This is a genomic window from Micromonospora sp. B11E3 (genome assembly GCF_039871625.1).
GTDB lineage: Bacteria > Actinomycetota > Actinomycetes > Mycobacteriales > Micromonosporaceae > Micromonospora.
Genome location: NZ_JBDPMC010000003.1, coordinates 138,269 through 156,390 on the forward strand (window position 1 = coordinate 138,269; position 18,122 = coordinate 156,390).

Sequence of the window (18,122 nt, forward strand, 5' to 3'; positions counted from 1 at the left end):
TCACCGGCCGGCGTGGCCGTCACCGCGCGCGGCCGGGGCCCTGCACGTACAGCAGTTCCAGGATCGCCCGCGTGGCCTCGAACCAGCGGTCCAGCCAGCCGGGTGGCGGCACGCTGCCCTTCGGCGGCAACTCCATCAGCAGGCCGCGCAGCAACGGGTGGTCCACCAGCGACTCGGCGACCGCCGGCTCGACGGACCAGCCCGCCGGCGGGAACGACGGCTCGGTGAGCGGGTTCGGGTCGAGCGAGGGCAGCGTCAGCGGGGCGGACTGCTCGGCGGCCCCCGGCCCGCCGTCCCGGTCGCCGATCTCGGTGTCGCCGGAGACCACCTCGGTCAGGACGGTGTCCCGCCGGGCCCCGCGGTACTTGCCGCCGAACCGCTCCGGCTTGCCTGGGCCGTTGGTGAGGTTGTCTGACCCGATCGTCGTCATCGTCTCGCCTGCCTCGCTCGGTTGCCGATCCGTGCGGCGGGTTGTCGACCAGCGCCGTATCGAGGGGTACAACGAGCCGGGACGGCGGTGGCGACGGCTCACGCGCCGATCGGTCGGGGCAGTGAGCAGGGCGCGCTCCGATTGGTCCGGGCCGGACGCGCAGCGGGCGCGGACCGCCCGGCGACGTTGCCGGACGGGCCGCGCCCGCCGTTGCCCGAGTCGGTCAGTCCCGGACGAACGCACCGCCCCTGGTGCCGGCGACAAAGGCGTGCCAGCCAGCCGGCGTGAAGATCAGAGCCGGCCCGGTCTTGTCCTTCGAGTCCCGCACTCCGACCGCACCGGTCACGTACGCCACCTCGACGCAGTTGTCGCAGTTCGGTCCGCTCTTCGAGCTCTTGAACCACGCTGCCTGCGTCAGGTCCAGGGACCCCTTGGTCGCCATTTCCACGACGGCTCCTCTGCCAGTTTCGCGATGTGTGCTATGGATTCCTCCGGGCGTATGGCCGCCGCTCGAACGTGATCGAAGATGAAGCTGTACTTCTGCAGTTCGTCGCTCTTCTCGAGGAAGAGCCCACCCGTGGCGTTCTCCGCGTACACGACATCGGGATCACCCGCTTCGGGGAAGCTGAGGATGGTGAATGTGCCGTCCATGCCGGCGTGCGCCCCGACCTCGAAAGGCAGGATCTGAAGCGTCACGTTCGGCAGTTGCGCCACCTCCACCAGCCGCTGGAGCTGGCCACGCATCACCGCGTCGCCGCCCACCGGCCGGCTCAGCACCGCCTCATCGAGCACCACCCACAGATCGACCGGATCGTCCTGGGTCAACAACGACTGACGGCCCAGACGGACACGCACCCGCTGCCGAACCTCCTCGGCCGTGAAGTCCGGCCGCGCGGCCCGGATCATCGCAGAGGCGTACTCCTCGGTCTCGAGCAGCCCCGGTACGACCTGTTGCTCGTACGCCCGGATCGAACTGGCGGCCGCCTCCAGGCCGACGTACGCCCCGACCAGGACCGTGCTGTACGGGTGCCACCAGCCCTTCTGTCGGGCCTCCCGGGCGATCTGCACCAGCTCGTCGCTCTCGACGCCGGTCACCCCGTAGATGAGCAGCATGTCGCGGACGTCGCGCGGGGTGGCCGTGGTGTGGCCGGTCTCGATGCGGGAGATCTTCGACGCGGAGCACTCCAGCCGCTCGGCGACCCCTTCGATGGTGATGCCGACCTTCTCGCGGTGGCGGCGCAGTTCGGCACCGAGCCGACGACGCCGGATCGTGGGGCTGCGCCGCTCGCTCACGGTGTCACCTGTCGGACCGTTTGGCGGGACCGCTCGCTGCTCGGGCTCACCCGGCTACCTCCGGTCGATCGCGCCCGGGTTCGACGCCCGCCGGGGGCGCGACCGTCGAGCGGCGGGCGAGCGTTCGCGGCGGGGGATGGTGCCGGTCATCGGCCGGCCGCGACGGCGAAACCGGCGTCCAGTCTGCCGCTCTCGCGACGGCCGCATCAACCTTCTATTTGCGGAAGGCGTTCACGTATCGGCAAAAGTCTACGTGCAACTTGCATGTCGGACGCCACTGATGCAGTCTGTCCGTAGGGCTTGGGTCACTCACCGTTCCGGTCGGCCGCCGGAGAAGGGGTCCTCCGTCACGGCGGAGGGCACCGGTCGAGCGTCCCGGCTCCGGCACCACACGACAGACTGCCCTCGAGCTCAAGACCCCGCCGCTGGACGCCGGATGGCTGTGGCGGCGGGCGCGACGACGGGGAGCAGCCGGGTGATGGTCGGGCAACGGCACGCCACCAGCGGGCACGACCCGACCACCGCCACCCGCAGGACCCGTCCCCAGGGGCACGACCCCGACGCCGGGCCACACGATCCCCCGAAAACCCGCTCCCGCCGGCCTCCCATGCCGGCCGATCTTCCCCAGGAGCCCTCTGTGCTTCCCCGCTCCGGTGACGTCCTGCACGTGACTCGTGCGGCGAGTGTCCAGTTCCTCAGGCCGATCATGTTCCGGGTGATCCGGGTGCACGACTGGCCCACGTACGACGGTTGGGTGTGGCTCGACGGTTACGAGTTGAACGCCACGGGGGACGCGGTCAACCGGCGGTCGATCTTCGTGCAGGCGGCCGGGCTGCGCCAACTCCGCGTCGCCCCGCAGCCCCGACAGCACACCCCCGTGCGCCAGCGCCGCCCGGTGGCCCGCACTCCGGTCCGGGTGGGCTGAGCGGCCCAATCCCAGGTCAGGGCGCGCGGGAGCGCCATAGAATCGGTACGCCACCCCGGCGAACGTCTCCACCCCGCGCATCCCGGACCCTGAACCTGGGATGGTCATGGTCACTCTGCCCACCGCGCGGCGGCACCGCAGGTCCCTTACCCTCTACGCCTTCGCCCTGCTGGCGCTCCTCGGCGCCGCGACCACCCTCGTGATGGTGGCCCGCTACCCGGCCGTGTCCGCCACCGAACCGGGCATCCCGGTCCCGGCGCCGGAGATCACCGTGATCGACGAGCGGGCCGGCTCCGAGCCGGGGTGGCGGGTCCCCACCGAGTCGGGTTGGCCCGGCCCCGCCCAGCAGCCCGAGGACGACGGCGGCGTCCCGGGCCGGGCCGACGCGGAGGCCGACGGCGAGGCGACGGCCACGGCGGCGGACTCCCGCGAGGACGCCGTCAGCCGATCGCTGTTCTGGTCGGGCGTCATCGGCCTCGCCATCTCCCTCGCCGGGCTGGGCCTGGTGGGGACCAGACGCCGGATGTGGTGACCCTCGCGCCGGCCGTCGACCGCAGGTGCGACCCGCTGCCCGCCGGTCCGACTCGGCACGGTCGCGGCCGGGACGCCGGCCGCCGGGCCGTCAGGGCGTGGGGGTGGTGGTGGGCCCCGCTGTGGTCGACGGTGTCGCCCCGGTCGTAGCGGGCGGCGCGGCGACCACCAGGACGGCCTCCTCGTCGGCGGGTACCAGTCGGCCCGCCTCCGGGTCGGTCTCGATCACGGTGCCGGCCGGCTGGTCGGACACCCGCGTCTCGACCCGGTGATCGATGCCCAACTCGTCCAGAACCCGCTCGGCGCTCGCGCGCGGCAGCCCCACCAGGGGCGGCATCGGCACCGCGGCCGGGGTCGTGACCGGCGGCGTCGTGCTCGGGCGCTCGGTCGTGGCCTCGGCCGTCGGCACCCCACTGGTCGCCGGAGCGGTGGTCGGGCGAGCGGACGCGCTCCGCCGCGGAGCCGGGGTGTCCTCCGCCTGGAGGATCAGCCAGAGACCGGCGCCGAGCAGACCGAGCAGCAGCAGGGCCACGATGCCCAGCACGATCGGCGTCCACCAACGCCGGCCGGCCTGCTCCTCGGCGTACCAGTCGCCGCCGGCCGGCTCGCGGTACTCCGCCGGGCGCGGTGGCGGCACCCCGGCCCGTCCGGACCACACGGTGGGTGCGGGCTCCGGACGGGCGTCCGCCCCGGCCGGCGGAAGTGGGCGGGTCGGGTCCACCGGCTCTTCCCGGCCCCCGGTGGGGGGCGGCGGGCGGGTCTCGTCACCCGGCCCTTCCCGACCCCCGGCCGGGGGCAGCTGGCGTGTCTCGTCGCCCGTCCCGGAGGGCAACGGGCGGGTGCGGTCGCCGCCGTCGTCGGCGGCAGACGGCTCGTCGTGGTCGTCGCGCATGGCACCGTCCTTTCCCCACCGGGCGGCTCGGCATCCACGTTAGTCGCTGTCCGCCACATCGGCCGGGATCGCCGCCGCGTTCCGGGTCACGGGGTGGGCGTCGGCTCCCCGGTCGGGTCGGACCCCTCCTCGCCGCAGGTCAGGGCCACCTCGTCGTTCCACGCGGCCGGGGCGTCAGGGCCGGGGTGCTGGGCGGTGACGGTGCCCTCGCGCCCCGTGCGGTAGCGCGGGTACAGGCCCTCGTCGACCAGCTCGTCGACCGCGTCGTCGCAGTCCTCGCCGAGCAGGTCCGGCACGGTGAGCGCGGGCGCGGGCCCGGCGACGTACAGCGTGACGGTCGTGCCCCGGTTCACGGGCGTACCCGGCGAAGGGGCGCTGCGGGACACCTGCCGCCCCGTCCCCGTGCCGAACACCAGCCGCCAGCCGAGGCGCCGCTCCCGCAGTTCCTCCCGGGCGTCCTCGAAGTCCGTGCCGACGACGGGCGGCACGGTCAGGCCGGTGGCCTGGGCGGGCGCGCTGGTGCGGTGGAGGGCTGCAGCGGGGCGCTGGCACGCGCGTCCGGTGGCGCGGGCGGGCTGCTGTCCTCACCGGCGAGCAGCCAGCCGCCGGTCGCGCCGATCGTGGCCAGCAGCGCGACGGCGAGGCCGCCGCCGAGCACCTTCGTCAGCCGGCCCGGCCCGTCGGTCGCCGGCCCATCCGGGTACGTCTCCGCACCGGTGTTCCCGTCGGTCATCGCGCCCACCACCTCTTCACCGGCGACCGTATCGGGGCCGCGCCAAGCGTTCCGGCCCCGGGCCGTTCCGCCGCGACTCGCCGCGCCGGCCCAGGAAGGTTACGCTGCCCGGCATGGCCGGACTGGGCTGGGGAGGATCGATCGCCACCGCTGTCGGCGTCGCCGCCGGCGCGGGCGCGGCCCAACTGGGCGTCGGCTACGGGCTGGGCATCATCAACTGGACGGCGGCGGACGCCACCGCGGGCGAGGCGGTCTGGGTGGCCGGCCTCGCCTGGTCGACCTGGATCGCGGGCACCTCGACGATCGCGGGGGCGGTATGCGCCCAGCGGCTGCGGCAGCCGGTGTCCGCCGGACGCGACGAACTCCTGGCGTCGCCGGCCCCGGAGACCGTGACCGTGGGGGCCGACGCCACCGTCGGCCCGTCCTCGCCGGCCGAGGGCTGGACGGCCCGTCCGACGGGCGACGGCGGCCCGGGGACGGCCGTCGTGCTGGCGCTGGCCGGCGCCGTCGGCGCCCTGCTCACCGTACTGCTGGTGGCCGTGCCGGCCCGGGCGGCCAGCCTGCCGGGCGTCTCGGCGCCGCAGACCGTGGCCGCCTGCTACGCCGGTGTGGGCCTGCTGCTCGGGCTGCTGGCAGCGGTCTGGGCGCTGCGCTCGCCGGCCGCCGCCACCAACGTCATCGCCACCGTCGGCTGGCTCTGGGGGCTCGCGGTGGTCGCGGTGCTCGACGACGTGCTGTCCGGACGTGGGCTGACCAGCGCCCAGCTCGGCATCTGGCAGCTCGGTGCCGACAGCCCGAGCTTCTGGATCCGGGACTGGTTCTACTGGCCGGGAGCGCTGCTGGCGCTCGGCTCGGCGGCGCTGATCGGGGCGCTGGCCGCCCGGCGTGCCGCCCGGTCGCCGCAGCGCCGGCTCGGGGCGGCGGCCTCGGGCGCGGCCGGCCCGTTGCTCGTCGCGCTGGCCTACCTGCTCGCCGCGCCCGGGCTCACCGCGATCGGCCGGGAGCAGGTGTCGGCGCACCTCGTCGCGCCGTACGCCGTCGTCGCCGGCTTCGCCGGGTCGATGCTGACCGCCGCGCTGGCCCAGCGGGCGGGGCACCGCCGTCCCGACACGCCGGCGGCGATCCCGCGACAGCGCACCGGCGAGGCGGACGACGCGCCCACCGCGCAGGCGTCCGGGTCGGCCGGGTCGGGTGAGCCGACCGAGCCGGACGGGTCGGAGCCGGCCGGGGCGGCCGGTCAGTCGACCGGCCAGGTGTGCACCGGCTCGTTGCCGCGCTGGAGTTCCGCGTAGCGCCGCACCATGTGGTGCAGGGCCGCGTCGCGGTCCATGCCCCGGTGGCGCTCGGCCGCCCAGACCGTCTCGGTCTGCCAGACCGCGCCGTTGCGGCCGGTACGGCAGCGCTGCTCGATGATGCCGAGCAGCCGGTCCCGCTCGGCCGGGGCGACGCCGAAGCGGTCCAGCCCGGCCGCGGCCGTCGGCAGCAGCGTGTCCAGCACCAGCCTGGCCACCGGCACGTCGCCGAGGCGGGGCCAGTGCAGTACGGCGTTCATGCCCCGCCGGGCGGCCGCGTGGAAGTTCTCCTCCGCCGAGCTGAAGGTCAGCTGGCTCCAGATCGGCCGGTCCGCCTCGGCCAGGCCCCGAGCGAGTCCGAAGTAGAACGCGGCGTTGGCGAGCATGTCGACCACGGTCGGCCCGGCCGGCAGCACCCGGTTCTCCACCCGAAGGTGCGGGCGGCCGGCCATGATGTCGTAGACCGGGCGGTTCCACCGGTAGACGGTGCCGTTGTGCAGCCGCAGCTCGCTCAGCTCGGGCACCCCGCCGGCGTGCAGCACCTCGACGGGGTCCTCGTCGTCGCAGATCGGCAGCAGCGGCGGGAAGTAGCGCACGTTCTCCTCGAACAGGTCGAAGATCGAGGTGATCCAGCGCTCGCCGAACCAGACCCGGGGGCGGACGCCCTGGGCCTTCAGCTCGTCCGGCCGGGTGTCGGTGGCCTGCTCGAACAGGGCGATCCGGGTCTCGGCCCAGAGCTGCCGGCCGTACAGGAAGGGGGAGTTGGCGCCGACCGCGACCTGTACGCCGGCGATGGCCTGCGACGCGTTCCAGTAGTCGGCGAAGCTGTCCGGGGCGACCTGGAGGTGGAACTGGAGGCTGGTGCAGGCCGCCTCCGGCGCGATCGAGTCGTTGTGCGTACGCAGCCGCTCCACGCCCCGGATGTCCAGCTCGATGTCCTCGCCCCGGGCGCCGACGATCTGGTCGTTGAGCACCCGGTACCGGGCGTTGGTGGAGAGGTTGTCGGCCACCAGGTGGCGTCCGGTGAGGGTGGGCAGGATGCCGACCAGGACGATGCGGGCATCGGACCTGGCCGCCCGCTCGTCCGCCCGGCTGAGGCTGGCGCGCAGTTCGCGCTCGTAGTCGGAGAAGCCGGTCCCCTCGATGAGCCGGGGCTTGGCGTTCAGCTCCAGGTTGAACTGCCCCAGCTCGGTCTGGAAGAGCGGGTCGGCGATGGCGGCGAGGATCTCCTCGTTGCGCATCGCCGGCTCGGCGGCCGGGTCCATCAGGTTCAGCTCGATTTCCAGGCCGGTCATCGGCCGGTCGGCGTCGAACCCGAAGTCGTCCAGCATCAACGCGAAGACGTCCAGGCACCGTCGGACCTTCTGTCGGTAGCGGACCCGGTCCTCCCGGGAGAAGGCACCCTGCTCGACGTCCCTGCCCATGTGCCCTCCCGGCCCGAGGCGCTACGGGGCGACATCACCCCGAAGCGGACTGTGAAATATCTACGGTAAGAGCGCCCACCGCGCCGGACCAGAGGCCGACGCCGGGCGATCACCGCGACGGACGACCGCGCCGGGCGGGAAGACGCTCCCGGCCGGAATCACTACCCAGGTGGCGGGCCCCGCCACCGTCCCCGGCGAGGAACGGCGCGTGACGAATCGCACCGTTCGGTGCCGTTCTCGGCGACGCGGGCAACTCGGAGACGGCCGCGGGCCCGCGCCGACTGGTGCGGCGCGGGCCCAGGTCCTCGTGGATCTCGGCGGTCAGGCCTGGCGGACGGCCTCCCCCTCGATCTCGATCTTGATCTTCTTGCCCACCAGCACGCCACCCGTCTCCAGGGCGACGTTCCAGGTCAGGCCGAACTCCTCGCGGTCGATCTCGGTGGTGGCGGTGAAGCCGAACACGTCGGTGCCGAACGGGGTGTGGCCGACGCCCTCGAACTCGACCTCCAGGTCGACCGGGCGGGTGACGCCCTTGATCGTCAGCTCGCCGGAGAGGACGAACTCGTTCCCGTTGCGCGACTTGACGCCCGTGCTCCGGTATTCCAGGGTCGGGAATGCCTCGACGTCCAGGAACTCGGGGCTGCGCAGGTGGGCGTCGCGGTCGGCCTGCGCCGTGTTGATGCTGGCGGCCTGGATGGTGGCGACGACGGACGACTCCACGGGGTCCTCGGCGATGGTGACCGTGGCCGTCGCCTCGGCGAACTCACCGCGGACCTTGCTGACCATCATGTGCCGGGCGACGAACCCGACCCGCTTGTGAGCCGCGTCCAGCAGATAGGTGCCGGCGGTCGGGATGGTGAGGCCGTCCCACTCGCGGGTAACCGATCCGGTGCTGCTGGTCATGGTGCTCTCCTCCAGGGGAATCGTTTCAGTAGCCCAATGGCTGACGCAGCAACTATAGCTACAGCAATATTCCCCGTGTCAAGTACTGCTAGGATGGGCACGTGGACCAGAACGTGTTCGAGGACCCCCGGATCACGGCGGTCGGCCTGCTCGTCGAGGCGCACGCCGGGCTGTCCGCCCGGTTCGCCGCCCAGTTCGAGGAGCACGGGCTCTCGCCGGTCGAGTTCGAGGTGCTGACCCGCCTCGCCCGCTCTCCCGGCAACCAACTGCGGATGACCGACCTCGCCGCGCAGACCTCGCTCTCCACCAGCGGGGTGACCCGGGTGGTGGACCGGATGGAACGCGACGGGCTCATCCGACGCAGGGCCTGCCCGTCCGACCGGCGCAGCTCGTACGCGGTGGTCACCACCGCCGGCCTGGAGCGCCTGGACGAGACACTCCCCGGGCACCTGCGCATCATCGAGGAGTGGTTCGTCGGGCAGTTGGAGCCGGACACACTGGGCGTGCTCCTCGAAGGTCTCCGGCAGGTACGCGACGCCGTACACCCCGGAGCGACGGCGGGCAGCACCGGGGTGGCCGTCGAGGAAGACTGCTGACCCACCGTCCCGGGCGCGTTCCGGCGGTGGCGCCGGAGCCGGCCAGGACGGCGGCCAGGCGCACCGGCAGAAAGACCGGCAGAACCTGCCCGCCCAGCTGGAGCTATCCGGCCGTAGCGGACAAACCGGCTGGCCGACTGTGGTTACTGTGCTTCCAGCGGGGGAGCACCGGGGGGTGCCGGCGCGAGCGATGAGTGAGGGGTAACGCCAGGGGGCTCCTTCGCTCGCGCCACCCCCGCTTCACCCTTCCGCCGGCCGTCGCGCCCCCTCCTCGACGCCCGCCTCCGCCGCCGCGGCGAACCACTCCGCCGCCAACTCCCGGTCCCCTCGATGCAGGGCGACGTACGCCTCGATCAGCGCGCAGATGCCGTCCTGTTGAAGATCGCCGTGCCGTTGCCCCACGGGTTCAGGGCGGACCGTCCTCGACCGGCCCAGCCACGCGCGCCCCGGCGGGTCCTCCCCCTCCGAGTAGCAGCGGAGGTCGGCCAGCACCTGGACGGCCTCGTCCGGGCGGCCGTCCTGGGCCAGCGCCAGCCCGACCGTGCCGAGGACCCGCCGCCGGTGCCCCAGATCGCCCAGCTCCGCCAGCGCGGAGGCCACCCGTCGACCCTGCTCGACGGCGTCGGCGTACCGGCCCTCCAGCCGGGTCACCTCGGCCAGGTCGGCTCGGGCCAGCACCCGCAGCCGCCGCTCCCCGCACTGGGCGGCCAGCCGGTCCATTGCGGCCAGGCGACGCCGGGCGGCCGGCAGGTCACCCACCCGGAGTTGGTGCCGCGCGAGTTCGCCCTGTGCCACCGCCATGTCGCGCACCCGGCCGTTGCGGGTGGCCAGGGCGAGGGCGGCGGTCGCCTGCTCCCGCGCCTCGTCGTACGCCCCGGTGGCGGTCAGCAGCGCGCAGAGCACCGTCCGCGCCGCCAACTCCCCGCTGACGTCGCCGGCCCGGTGGAACGCCGCCCAGGCGGCCCGGGCCGCAGGCAGCTCCTGCCCCGCCGCGCCGTGCTCGGCGGCCAGCCGGGCCGCGCCGAGCGCCGCCCACGCGCGCTGCCCAGGGTCGACGTCCGCCGTACGGGGGTCGGCCAGCAGCCGGCGCAGCCACTGCCGCCCGACGACGTCCCGGCCCCGGAACCGCCACCACGGAACCAGACCGGTGGCCAGCCGCAACGCGGTGACCGGGTCGTCCAGGGCGGCATGGGCCAGCGCCGTGCTGATGTCGCCGGTGGCCTCGTCGAGCCGGCGCAGCGCCGGAACCAACTGGGGACCGACCAGCTCGGCGGCTGTACGGGCCACCAGCCGGGCGACGACCTGGGCGTGCCTCCGCCGGACCTCGGTCAGCTCCCCCGCGCCGACGGCCTGCTCCGCGGCGAACTCCCGGACCGCGTCGAGCAGCCGGAACCGGACCGGGCCGGCGCCCCGCACGCTGAGCAGGCCGAGCTGGAGCAGCCGATCCAGCAGCGGCACCGGGTCCAGCGGGACGGATTCCGGGTCGTCGGCGAGCAGTTCCTCGGCCAGTTCCACGGACCAGCGGTTGCGGAACGCCGAGAGCCGGCGCAGCGCCGCGCGCTCGTCCGGGGCGAGGAGCCGGTAGCTCGTCGCCACCGCGTCCCGCAGGGTGACCGCCCCGCCCCGCGCCGCCTCGGTGCCGACCGCCGGCTCGCGGGGTGGGACCCCGGCGACCGGGTCGCGCGGCCGGGGGACGTGGGCGCCCCCGGCCTCGGTCGCCGCCCAGCCCGCCCGGGGCACCGGAGCGGGCGGGGCGGCGAGGTCGAGGACGCGGTCGCCGTACCGGTCGAGCAGCTCGTTGAGGTCGAGGATCCGCCCCCGGGCGGCCATGAGCTCGATGGCCAGCGGCAGCCCGCCCAGCCGGCGGACCAGCGCGGCGAGGGCCGGCAGCTCCGGGGGCTCCGGCGGCTCGCGCCGCACCTGGGCCAGCCGCGCGGCGAACAGCGCCACCGCCGGGTAGCCGGCGAGCGCCTCCGGCCCGGCGAGGTCCAGCTCCGGCGGCGGTACGTCCAGCGGCGTCACCGGCCAGACGCGCTCGCCGGGCAGGCCGACCGGATGCCGACCGGTCACCAGCATCCGCAGCGTCGGAACGGCCCCGGCGAGTCGGTGCAGGGCCTCCGCCACCGGGTCCGGCGCCCGTTCCACCGCGTCGATCAGCAGCAGCGCCGGCCGGCCGGCGAGCCGGGCGACGAGATCGCCCGGGCGGGCCGCGCCGAAGACGGCCGCCGCCGTGGAGAGCACGTCGGCGACGTCCGAGCCCTCCCCGACGAGCACCCCGGCGACGGCGGCCGGGGCGCGGTCGGGGACGGCGTGCGCGACGGCCAGGGAAAGCGCGGTCTTGCCCACCCCGGCCAGCCCGACCAGGCTGGTCACCGTCGGGCCGTCGTCGGCGGTGACCAGGTCGACCAGTTCGGTCACGTCCCGCTCCCGGCCGATCAGCTCGACCGGGGGCGGGAGCGCGATCGGCGTACCGGCGGAGAGGGCGACCGGTGACGGCCCGCCGCCGGCTGCGGGCGGCCCGGCCCACGACGGCGCCGACGCCGGGCCGGGGGGCGGGGAGACGGCGAACGACGTGGCGCCAGCCGGGGGGACGCCCCGGGCGGCGGCGACGAACTCCGCGCGGGCCTGGCCGGAGAGGTCGAGCGCTCCGGCGAGCAGGTCGACGGTGGTCCGCTGGGGCCGCGCGGACCGGCCGCGCTCCAGGTCGCGGACCGTCCGCACGCCGATGCCCGCCCGTACCGCCAGCTCCACCTGGGTGAGGCCGGCGGCGCGGCGATACGCGCGCAGCAGGTCCGACAGTCCGGTACGACCGCCCGCACCATCCGGCGAACGATCATGATCGGGCGTCATGGGCAGGAAGGGTACGGATCGGGTACGACGGTGGGCAGCCAACCGTCGCCCTGCCGACGCCTGACGGCGCGGATATCCGACAATGGGTTGCGGTGCGAGCGACCGCCTTCTATATGAGGGCCCTTCGCCTCACATGCCGAGGTCGCGCGCGATGATCATCCGCTGCACCTCGCTGGTGCCCTCGCCGATCTCCAGGATCTTGGAGTCCCGCCAGAACCGGGCCACCGGGTACTCGTTCATGAAGCCGTAGCCGCCGTGGATCTGGGTGGCCTCGCGGGCGTTGTCGACGGCGACCGTGCTGGCGTACAGCTTGGCGATCGCGGCCTGGCGCTTGAACGGCTCGCCGGCGAGCATCCGGGCGGCGGCGTCGTAGTACGCGAGCCGGGCGGTGTGCGCCTTCATCTCCATGTCCGCGATCTTGAACTGGATCGCCTGGTAGTTGCCGATCGGCTGGCCGAACGCGTGGCGCTCCTTGGCGTACCGGACCGACTCGTCGACGCAGCCCTGGGCGAGGCCGACAGCCAGGGCGGCGATGGCGATCCGCCCCTCGTCGAGGATGCGCAGGAACTGGGCGAAGCCCCGGCCGCGCTCGCCGAGCAGGTTGGCCGCCGGCACCCGGCAGTCGTCGAAGGTCAACTCGTGGGTGTCCGAGGCTGTCCAGCCGACCTTGGAGTACCCGGGCGCGACGGTGAAGCCGGGCGTGCCGGACGGCACGATGATCGTGGACAGCTCCTTGGCGCCGTCCGGGCGGGTGCCGGTGACCGCCGTGACGGTGACCAGCGCCGTGATGTCCGTGCCCGAGTTGGTGATGAACGCCTTCGAGCCGTTGATGACCCACTCGTCGCCGTCCAGGACCGCCCTCGTCTGGGTGCCCCCGGCGTCGGAGCCGAAGCCCGGCTCGGTCAGGCCGAAACCGGCGAGCGCCTCGCCGCTGACGAGCTTCGGCAGCCACCGCGCCTTCTGCTCCGCCGTGCCGAAACGGTAGATCGGCATCGCGCCGAGGGAGACGGCCGCCTCCAGGGTGATCGCCACGCTGGAGTCGACCCGGGCCAACTCCTCCAGGGCCAGGCAGAGCGCGAAGTAGTCGCCGCCCATGCCGCCGTGCTCCTCGGGGAAGGGCAGGCCGAACAGGCCCATCTTGCCCATCTGCCGGATGATCTCGTACGGGAAGGTGTGCTTCTCGTAGTGCTCGGCGATGACCGGGGCGACCACCTCGCGGGCGAATTCCCGCACGCTCTGCCGCAGCGCCTCGTGCTCCTCGGTGAGCCGGAAGTCCATCGGTTCCTCCTGTACGGGTTGCTCCGCCGGGCGCTCGTGACGCCGGGTCGGTACGGCCTCTGTCGGGGTGGCGCGGGTGGCGGCCGGGGCGGGCCGGGGCCGGCCGGATGCGGTGGCGGCCGGGGCGGGCCGGGGCCGGCCGGATGCGGTGGCGGCCGGGGCGGGTCGGGGTCGGCCGGATTGCGGTGCGGCCCGGTCAGACCGGGGTCACGCCGTGCCGGCGCCGGGAGAAGTGCCGGTCCTTGGTGCGGGCGGCGGCGAACCGGCGGACCAACTCGGCGCGCAGCTCGTGCGGCTCGACGATCGCGTCGACGACGAGCTCGCTGGCGAGCCGGACGATGTCGATGTCGCGCTCGTACTCCTCGCGCTTCGCGGCCACGAAGGCGGCCCGCTCAGCCTCGTCCGCGATCGCCGCGATCTTGTTGGCGTAGACCGCGTTGACCGCCGCCTCCGCGCCCATCACCGCGATCTTCGCGGTCGGCAGCGCGATGGTGGCGTCCGGCTCGAAGCCCGGGCCGGCCATCGCGTACAGGCCCGCGCCGTACGCCTTGCGGACCACCACGCAGATCTTCGGCACCGTCGCCTCGGAGATCGCGGTGATCATCTTGGCCCCGTGCCGGATGATGCCCTGCTTCTCCACCGCGCTGCCGACCATGAACCCGGGCACGTCGGAGAGGAAGAGCAGCGGCACGTTGAACGCGTCACAGAGCTGCACGAAGCGGGTCGCCTTGTCGGCCGAGTCGACGAAGAGGACGCCGCCCTTGAACATCGAGTTGTTGCCGACCACGCCGACGACCTCGCCGTTCAACCGGCCGAAGCCGATGGTCAGCTCCTTGGCCCAGAGTGCCTGGATCTCGAAGAAGGACCCCTCGTCGAGCAGCCCCTTGACGTACCGGCGCATGTCGAACGCCTGCCGCTCGCTGGCCGGGACCAGGGCGGCCAGGTCGGCCTTCTCGGGCGCTTCGATCGCGGGCGCCGTGGGCGGCTGCTGGGTCCAGTTCGCCGGCAGGTACGACAGGTAGCGCCTGACCACGTCCAGCGCCTCCGCCTCGGTCTTGCAGAGGAAGTGCCCGACGCCGGACTCGGCGCAGTGCACCTTGGCCCCGCCCATCGCCTCCAGGGTGGTCTTCTCGCCGGTGACCATCTCGACCATCCGGTCGGAGCCGAGATACATGCTGGCGTTGCCGTCCACCATGGCCACCACGTCGCAGAACGCCGGGATGTACGCCCCGCCGGCGGCGCTCGGCCCGAACAGCGCGCAGACCTGCGGGATCGAGCCGGAGGCGCGGACCTGGTTCCAGAAGATCTTTCCGGCGCCGCGCCGGCCGGGGAACAGCTCGACCTGGTCGGTGATCCGCGCGCCGGCCGAGTCGACCAGGTAGACCATCGGCACGCTTGTCGTGTACGCGCGCTCGATGATCCGGATGATCTTCTCGACCGTGCGGGCGCCCCAGCTCCCGGCCTTCACGGTGGAGTCGTTGGCCATCAGGCAGACGGGGCGGCCGTCGATCGTGGCGGTGCCGGTGACGACGCCGTCGGCGGGCAGCCCCTCGGCCATCGCGTTCGCGTACAGGCCGTCCTCGACGAACGAGCCCTCGTCGACCAGCAGCGCCACCCGCTCGCGGGCGAAGAGCTTGCCCTTGGCGGCGTTCGCCGCGTGGTACTTGTCCGCACCGCCGGCCCGGGCCCGCTTGCGCAGCTGCTCCAGTGCCTCACCGTCGAGCGTCACGCCGACTCCCTCGCCGCCTGACCCGGCCGTGCCGCCTCAGGAGCCGCACGGCAAGTGACCTGAACGATCGTTAGGCTAGCGCATGGAGGCGCGTGCCGGCGAGAGGTGGCGCCTACGCCGGCAGAGGGGTCAGGCGGGTACGGGGGCCGGCCCGCAGCACGCCGGAGGGGAGCCTCTTACCGACCAGGCCCTCGGCCAGCTCGGCCGCCTCGATCAGGGCGTCGAGGTCGATGCCGGTGTCGATGCCCATGTCGTGCAGCATGTGCACCGCCTCCTCCGTCGCCAGGTTGCCGCTGGCACCCGGGGCGTACGGGCAGCCGCCCAGGCCACCGACGCTGGCGTCGAACTCGGTGATCCCCAACTCCAGGGCGGTGAGGAGGTTCGCCAGCGCGGTGCCCCGGGTGTTGTGGAAGTGCAGCAGCACCGGAATGTGCGCGTTGCGGTCGCGTACCGCCGTGATCAGCTCGCGGACCCGGCGCGGCGTGCCCATGCCCGTGGTGTCGCCGAACGCGACCCGGTCGGCGCCGTCGCGGACGACGCGGTCGACGATGCCTGCCACCCGCTGCGGATCGACGTCCCCCTCGTACGGGCAGCCGAAGCTGGTCGCCACGATCACCTCCGCGCGGGCGCCCGCGCCGTGCAGCACGTCGATCAGCTCCGCGATGTCGTCCAGCGACTCGGCCGTGGACCGGTTGACGTTGCGCCGGTTGTGCGTGTCGCTGGCCGACACCACCACCTCGATCTCGGTGAACCCGGCGGCGAGCGCCCGCTGCGCGCCCCGGGTGTTCGGCACCAGCGCCGAGTAGCGGACGCCGTCTGCCCTCGCCGCCCGCTGCCACACCTCGTCGGCGTCGGCCATCTGCGGGATCGCCTTCGGGTGCACGAACGAGACCGCCTCGATGCGCCGTACGCCCGTGCCGGAGAGCGCGTCGAGCAGCCGCACCTTGGCGTCGGTGGGGATCGGGTCCTCGTTCTGGAGCCCGTCGCGCGGCCCGACCTCCCGAATGGACACGAAGTCCGGCAGTTCCGTCATAAGTGGCCACCTCACTGTGACGCGTGCTGTGCTTGGCTGGTCACTCCAGCCTCCCACCCGGCCCGGCGGTCCCGCATCCACGCCGGGGTCGACGAAGGCGTCAGCGCATGCGGGAGACGATCCCCGTGTCGTAGTCGCCCGAGAGGAACTCGTCGTTCGTGAGCAGTTCGGCGAAGAAGGGGAGGTTGTTCTTCGGGCCGACGATCTCGAAACCGGCCACCGCCGCCCTCGCCCGCTCGACGGCCTCGGCGCGGTCCTTGCCGCTGACGATCAGCTTGGCCATCAGGCTGTCGTAGAACGGGGTGACCGTGTTGCCGGCGACGTACCCGGAGTCGACCCGTACGCCCTCGCCGGCCGGCTCGTTCCACGTCGTGATCGCGCCGGGGCCGGGCAGGAAGCGCTTCGGGTCCTCGGCGTTGATCCGCAGCTCGATGGCGTGCCCGCGCGGCGCGAGCGCGTCCGGGTCGACGGTCGGGGCGAGGCCGGCAGCCACCCGGAGCTGCTCCTCCACCAGGTCGACGCCGTAGACCAGCTCGGTCACCGGGTGCTCGACCTGCAGCCGCGTGTTCATCTCCAGGAAGAAGAACTCTCGGGTAGCAGTATCGAGCAGACACTCCACCGTGCCCGCGTTGCGGTACCCGACCGCCTCCCCGGCCCGCACCGCGGCGGCCAGGATCCGCGCCCGCAGCTCCGGGGAGACCGCCGGGGACGGCGACTCCTCGACCAGCTTCTGGTTACGCCGCTGCACCGAGCACTCCCGCTCGCCGAGGGCCACCACCCGGCCGTCGGCCAGCCCGAGGATCTGCACCTCGACGTGGCGCACCCGGGGGAAGTACCGCTCGATCAGCACCGAGCCGTCGCCGAACATGCGCTCGGCGAAGGAGCGCACCTTGTCGTACTCGGTGCGCAGCGCGGCCTCGTCGTTCGCCACGCCCATGCCCATGCCGCCGCCGCCCGCCGCGGCCTTGACCATCACCGGGTACCCGATCTCGGCGGCGGCGGTGACGGCCGCGTCCAGGTCGGCGGCCGGGTCGGTGGTCCCGGGCGCGACCGGCACGCCGGCCGCCGCCATCAGGTTCCGCGCGTTGATCTTGTCGCCCATCGCGCTGATCGCGTCCGCGCCGGGCCCCACCCAGATCAGCCCACTGGCCTCGACCGTACGGGCGAACTCGGCGTTCTCCGACAGGAAGCCGTACCCGGGGTGGACGGCCCGCGCGCCGGTGGACTCGGCGGCGGCGAGGATCGCCTCGACGTTGCGGTAGCTCTGCGCCGGGTTGGCCGGGCCGACGCAGACCGCCTCGTCGGCCTCGGTCACGAACGGCAGGCCGGCGTCGGCGTCCGAGTGCACCGCGATCGCGCGGACGCCGAGCCGCTTCGCGGTACGGATGATCCGGCGGGCGATCTCGCCCCGGTTGGCGACCAGCAGCGACTCGATCATGTTCTCCTCCAGCGTCCAGGGGTGGGGACGGATGTGGGCAACCATGACCGCGTCGCTACCCATGGGTCGGCAGCGGCGGGTCAGGGCCCCGTTGGGGTGTTTCGGCTCAGGCGTCCGTCTCGGCGAGCAGGGCGGCCAGCGTGGCGGCGCGCAGCAGCGCGGCCCGGCGCCGCCGGTCGACCTCACCACCGAGGAACGGGGTCGAGTTCATCAGACCGAACGCGGCGTGCGCCAGCACCCGCGCCTCGCCGTCGGGCAGAGCCGGGTGCAGCGCGGTCAGCACGGTCACCCACTCCTCGACGTACAGCCGCTGGAGCCGGCGGATGCGCCGGCGCGGCTCCTCGGGCAGCCGGTCCAGCTCGTGCAGGTGCAGGGCGATCACGGCCGGGTTGGCCAGCGCGAAGTCGACGTGGAAGTCGATCAGCGACTCCAGCGCGCCGCGCGGGTCGTCCGGGTGGCCGGCGGCCCGCTCCCGGCCGCCCGCGAGCAGTCCCTCGCTGACCGGGATCAGGGCGGCGGCCAGCATGGCCTCCTTGCCCGCGAAGTGGTGGTAGAGGGCGGGCCCGGTCACGCCGGCCGCGGCCCCGATGTCGTCCATCGACACCCCGTGGTAGCCCCGCGCGGCGAACAGCCCGACCGCGATCTCCAGGATCTCGTCCCGCCGGGACCGTCGCCGTCCGCTGCCTGCCGCTCCTCGCGCCTGTTGTTCCACCGTCACCGGGCAAGCGTAGACCCGCGCCTGGTCGGGGTGGATGCTCGGTTACCGGGTCGATCG

The 18,122-nt window shown here is 73.8% G+C and carries 18 protein-coding genes; 4 read left to right on the forward strand and 14 right to left on the reverse strand.

Annotation, left to right across the window (positions count from 1 at the left end; translation table 11 throughout):
• Positions 1–19: 19 nt before the first annotated feature.
• The 3 genes from ABGB16_RS02905 to ABGB16_RS02915 all read right to left on the reverse strand — a co-directional run bounded on the left by ABGB16_RS02905 (position 20) and on the right by ABGB16_RS02915 (position 1,723).
• A complete protein-coding gene (locus tag ABGB16_RS02905) occupies positions 20–430 on the reverse strand; it encodes a hypothetical protein (protein ID WP_347666380.1) in 411 nt (136 codons plus the stop codon).
• A 223-nt stretch (positions 431–653) separates the two neighbouring features.
• On the reverse strand, positions 654–872 hold the full coding sequence (locus ABGB16_RS02910; RefSeq protein ID WP_347666381.1) for a DUF397 domain-containing protein: 219 nt from the start codon (positions 870–872) through the stop codon (positions 654–656).
• The gene (locus ABGB16_RS02915; RefSeq protein WP_347666382.1) at positions 845–1,723 is read right to left on the reverse strand and encodes a helix-turn-helix transcriptional regulator; all 879 of its coding nucleotides are present in this window, start codon (positions 1,721–1,723) and stop codon (positions 845–847) included. Before ABGB16_RS02915 ends, ABGB16_RS02910 begins: the two co-directional genes overlap by 28 nt.
• Positions 1,724–2,360: 637 nt before the next feature.
• Here ABGB16_RS02915 and ABGB16_RS02920 point away from each other — a divergent pair.
• The gene (locus ABGB16_RS02920; protein WP_347666383.1) at positions 2,361–2,648 is read left to right on the forward strand and encodes a hypothetical protein; all 288 of its coding nucleotides are present in this window, start codon (positions 2,361–2,363) and stop codon (positions 2,646–2,648) included.
• A 100-nt stretch (positions 2,649–2,748) separates the two neighbouring features.
• Complete coding sequence (locus tag ABGB16_RS02925; RefSeq protein WP_347666384.1) at positions 2,749–3,180, forward strand: hypothetical protein; 432 nt, start codon at positions 2,749–2,751, stop codon at positions 3,178–3,180.
• A 90-nt stretch (positions 3,181–3,270) separates the two neighbouring features.
• Here ABGB16_RS02925 and ABGB16_RS02930 read toward each other — a convergent pair whose 3' ends face one another.
• The 3 genes from ABGB16_RS02930 to ABGB16_RS02940 form a co-directional block, all read right to left on the reverse strand.
• Positions 3,271–4,071 (reverse strand): PASTA domain-containing protein, encoded by an 801-nt coding sequence (locus tag ABGB16_RS02930; protein ID WP_347666385.1) that lies wholly within the window; start codon positions 4,069–4,071, stop codon positions 3,271–3,273.
• Between the two features lie 86 nt (positions 4,072–4,157).
• The gene (locus ABGB16_RS02935) at positions 4,158–4,559 is read right to left on the reverse strand and encodes a PASTA domain-containing protein (RefSeq protein ID WP_347666386.1); all 402 of its coding nucleotides are present in this window, start codon (positions 4,557–4,559) and stop codon (positions 4,158–4,160) included.
• 2 nt (positions 4,560–4,561) lie between these two features.
• Positions 4,562–4,804: a hypothetical protein gene (locus ABGB16_RS02940; protein WP_347666387.1), complete on the reverse strand. Its 243-nt coding sequence runs from the start codon at positions 4,802–4,804 to the stop codon at positions 4,562–4,564.
• A gap of 113 nt (positions 4,805–4,917) precedes the next feature.
• Between ABGB16_RS02940 and ABGB16_RS02945 the strand changes: the two genes are divergently transcribed.
• Entirely contained in the window at positions 4,918–6,096 is a 1,179-nt protein-coding gene (locus tag ABGB16_RS02945) for a hypothetical protein (RefSeq protein ID WP_347666388.1), read from the forward strand.
• Here ABGB16_RS02945 and ABGB16_RS02950 read toward each other — a convergent pair.
• Positions 6,042–7,520, reverse strand: a complete 1,479-nt coding sequence (locus ABGB16_RS02950) for a glutamate--cysteine ligase (RefSeq protein ID WP_347666389.1) — start codon at positions 7,518–7,520, stop codon at positions 6,042–6,044. The genes ABGB16_RS02945 and ABGB16_RS02950 overlap by 55 nt on opposite strands.
• Before the next feature lie 321 nt (positions 7,521–7,841).
• Positions 7,842–8,423, reverse strand: coding sequence for a YceI family protein (locus tag ABGB16_RS02955; RefSeq protein WP_347666390.1), 582 nt, complete (start codon positions 8,421–8,423; stop codon positions 7,842–7,844).
• Positions 8,424–8,524: 101 nt separating this feature from the next.
• Between ABGB16_RS02955 and ABGB16_RS02960 the strand changes: the two genes are divergently transcribed.
• The gene (locus ABGB16_RS02960; protein ID WP_347666391.1) at positions 8,525–9,019 is read left to right on the forward strand and encodes a MarR family transcriptional regulator; all 495 of its coding nucleotides are present in this window, start codon (positions 8,525–8,527) and stop codon (positions 9,017–9,019) included.
• Between the two features lie 240 nt (positions 9,020–9,259).
• Here the strand turns inward: ABGB16_RS02960 and ABGB16_RS02965 are convergent, their stop codons facing one another.
• From ABGB16_RS02965 to ABGB16_RS02990, 6 genes are all read right to left on the reverse strand, one after another.
• On the reverse strand, positions 9,260–11,869 hold the full coding sequence (locus tag ABGB16_RS02965; RefSeq protein ID WP_347666392.1) for a helix-turn-helix domain-containing protein: 2,610 nt from the start codon (positions 11,867–11,869) through the stop codon (positions 9,260–9,262).
• Between the two features lie 129 nt (positions 11,870–11,998).
• A complete protein-coding gene (locus tag ABGB16_RS02970; RefSeq protein ID WP_347666393.1) occupies positions 11,999–13,147 on the reverse strand; it encodes an acyl-CoA dehydrogenase family protein in 1,149 nt (382 codons plus the stop codon).
• A gap of 196 nt (positions 13,148–13,343) precedes the next feature.
• A complete protein-coding gene (locus tag ABGB16_RS02975; protein ID WP_347666394.1) occupies positions 13,344–14,876 on the reverse strand; it encodes an acyl-CoA carboxylase subunit beta in 1,533 nt (510 codons plus the stop codon).
• A gap of 112 nt (positions 14,877–14,988) precedes the next feature.
• A complete protein-coding gene (locus ABGB16_RS02980) occupies positions 14,989–15,909 on the reverse strand; it encodes a hydroxymethylglutaryl-CoA lyase (protein WP_347666395.1) in 921 nt (306 codons plus the stop codon).
• Positions 15,910–16,009: 100 nt separating this feature from the next.
• On the reverse strand, positions 16,010–17,347 hold the full coding sequence (locus ABGB16_RS02985) for a biotin carboxylase N-terminal domain-containing protein (RefSeq protein ID WP_347666439.1): 1,338 nt from the start codon (positions 17,345–17,347) through the stop codon (positions 16,010–16,012).
• A gap of 106 nt (positions 17,348–17,453) precedes the next feature.
• Positions 17,454–18,065 carry a helix-turn-helix domain-containing protein gene (locus ABGB16_RS02990; protein WP_347666396.1) on the reverse strand — a complete coding sequence of 204 codons (612 nt, stop codon included), beginning with the start codon at positions 18,063–18,065 and terminating at the stop codon, positions 17,454–17,456.
• Between the last annotated feature and the right edge of the window lie 57 nt (positions 18,066–18,122).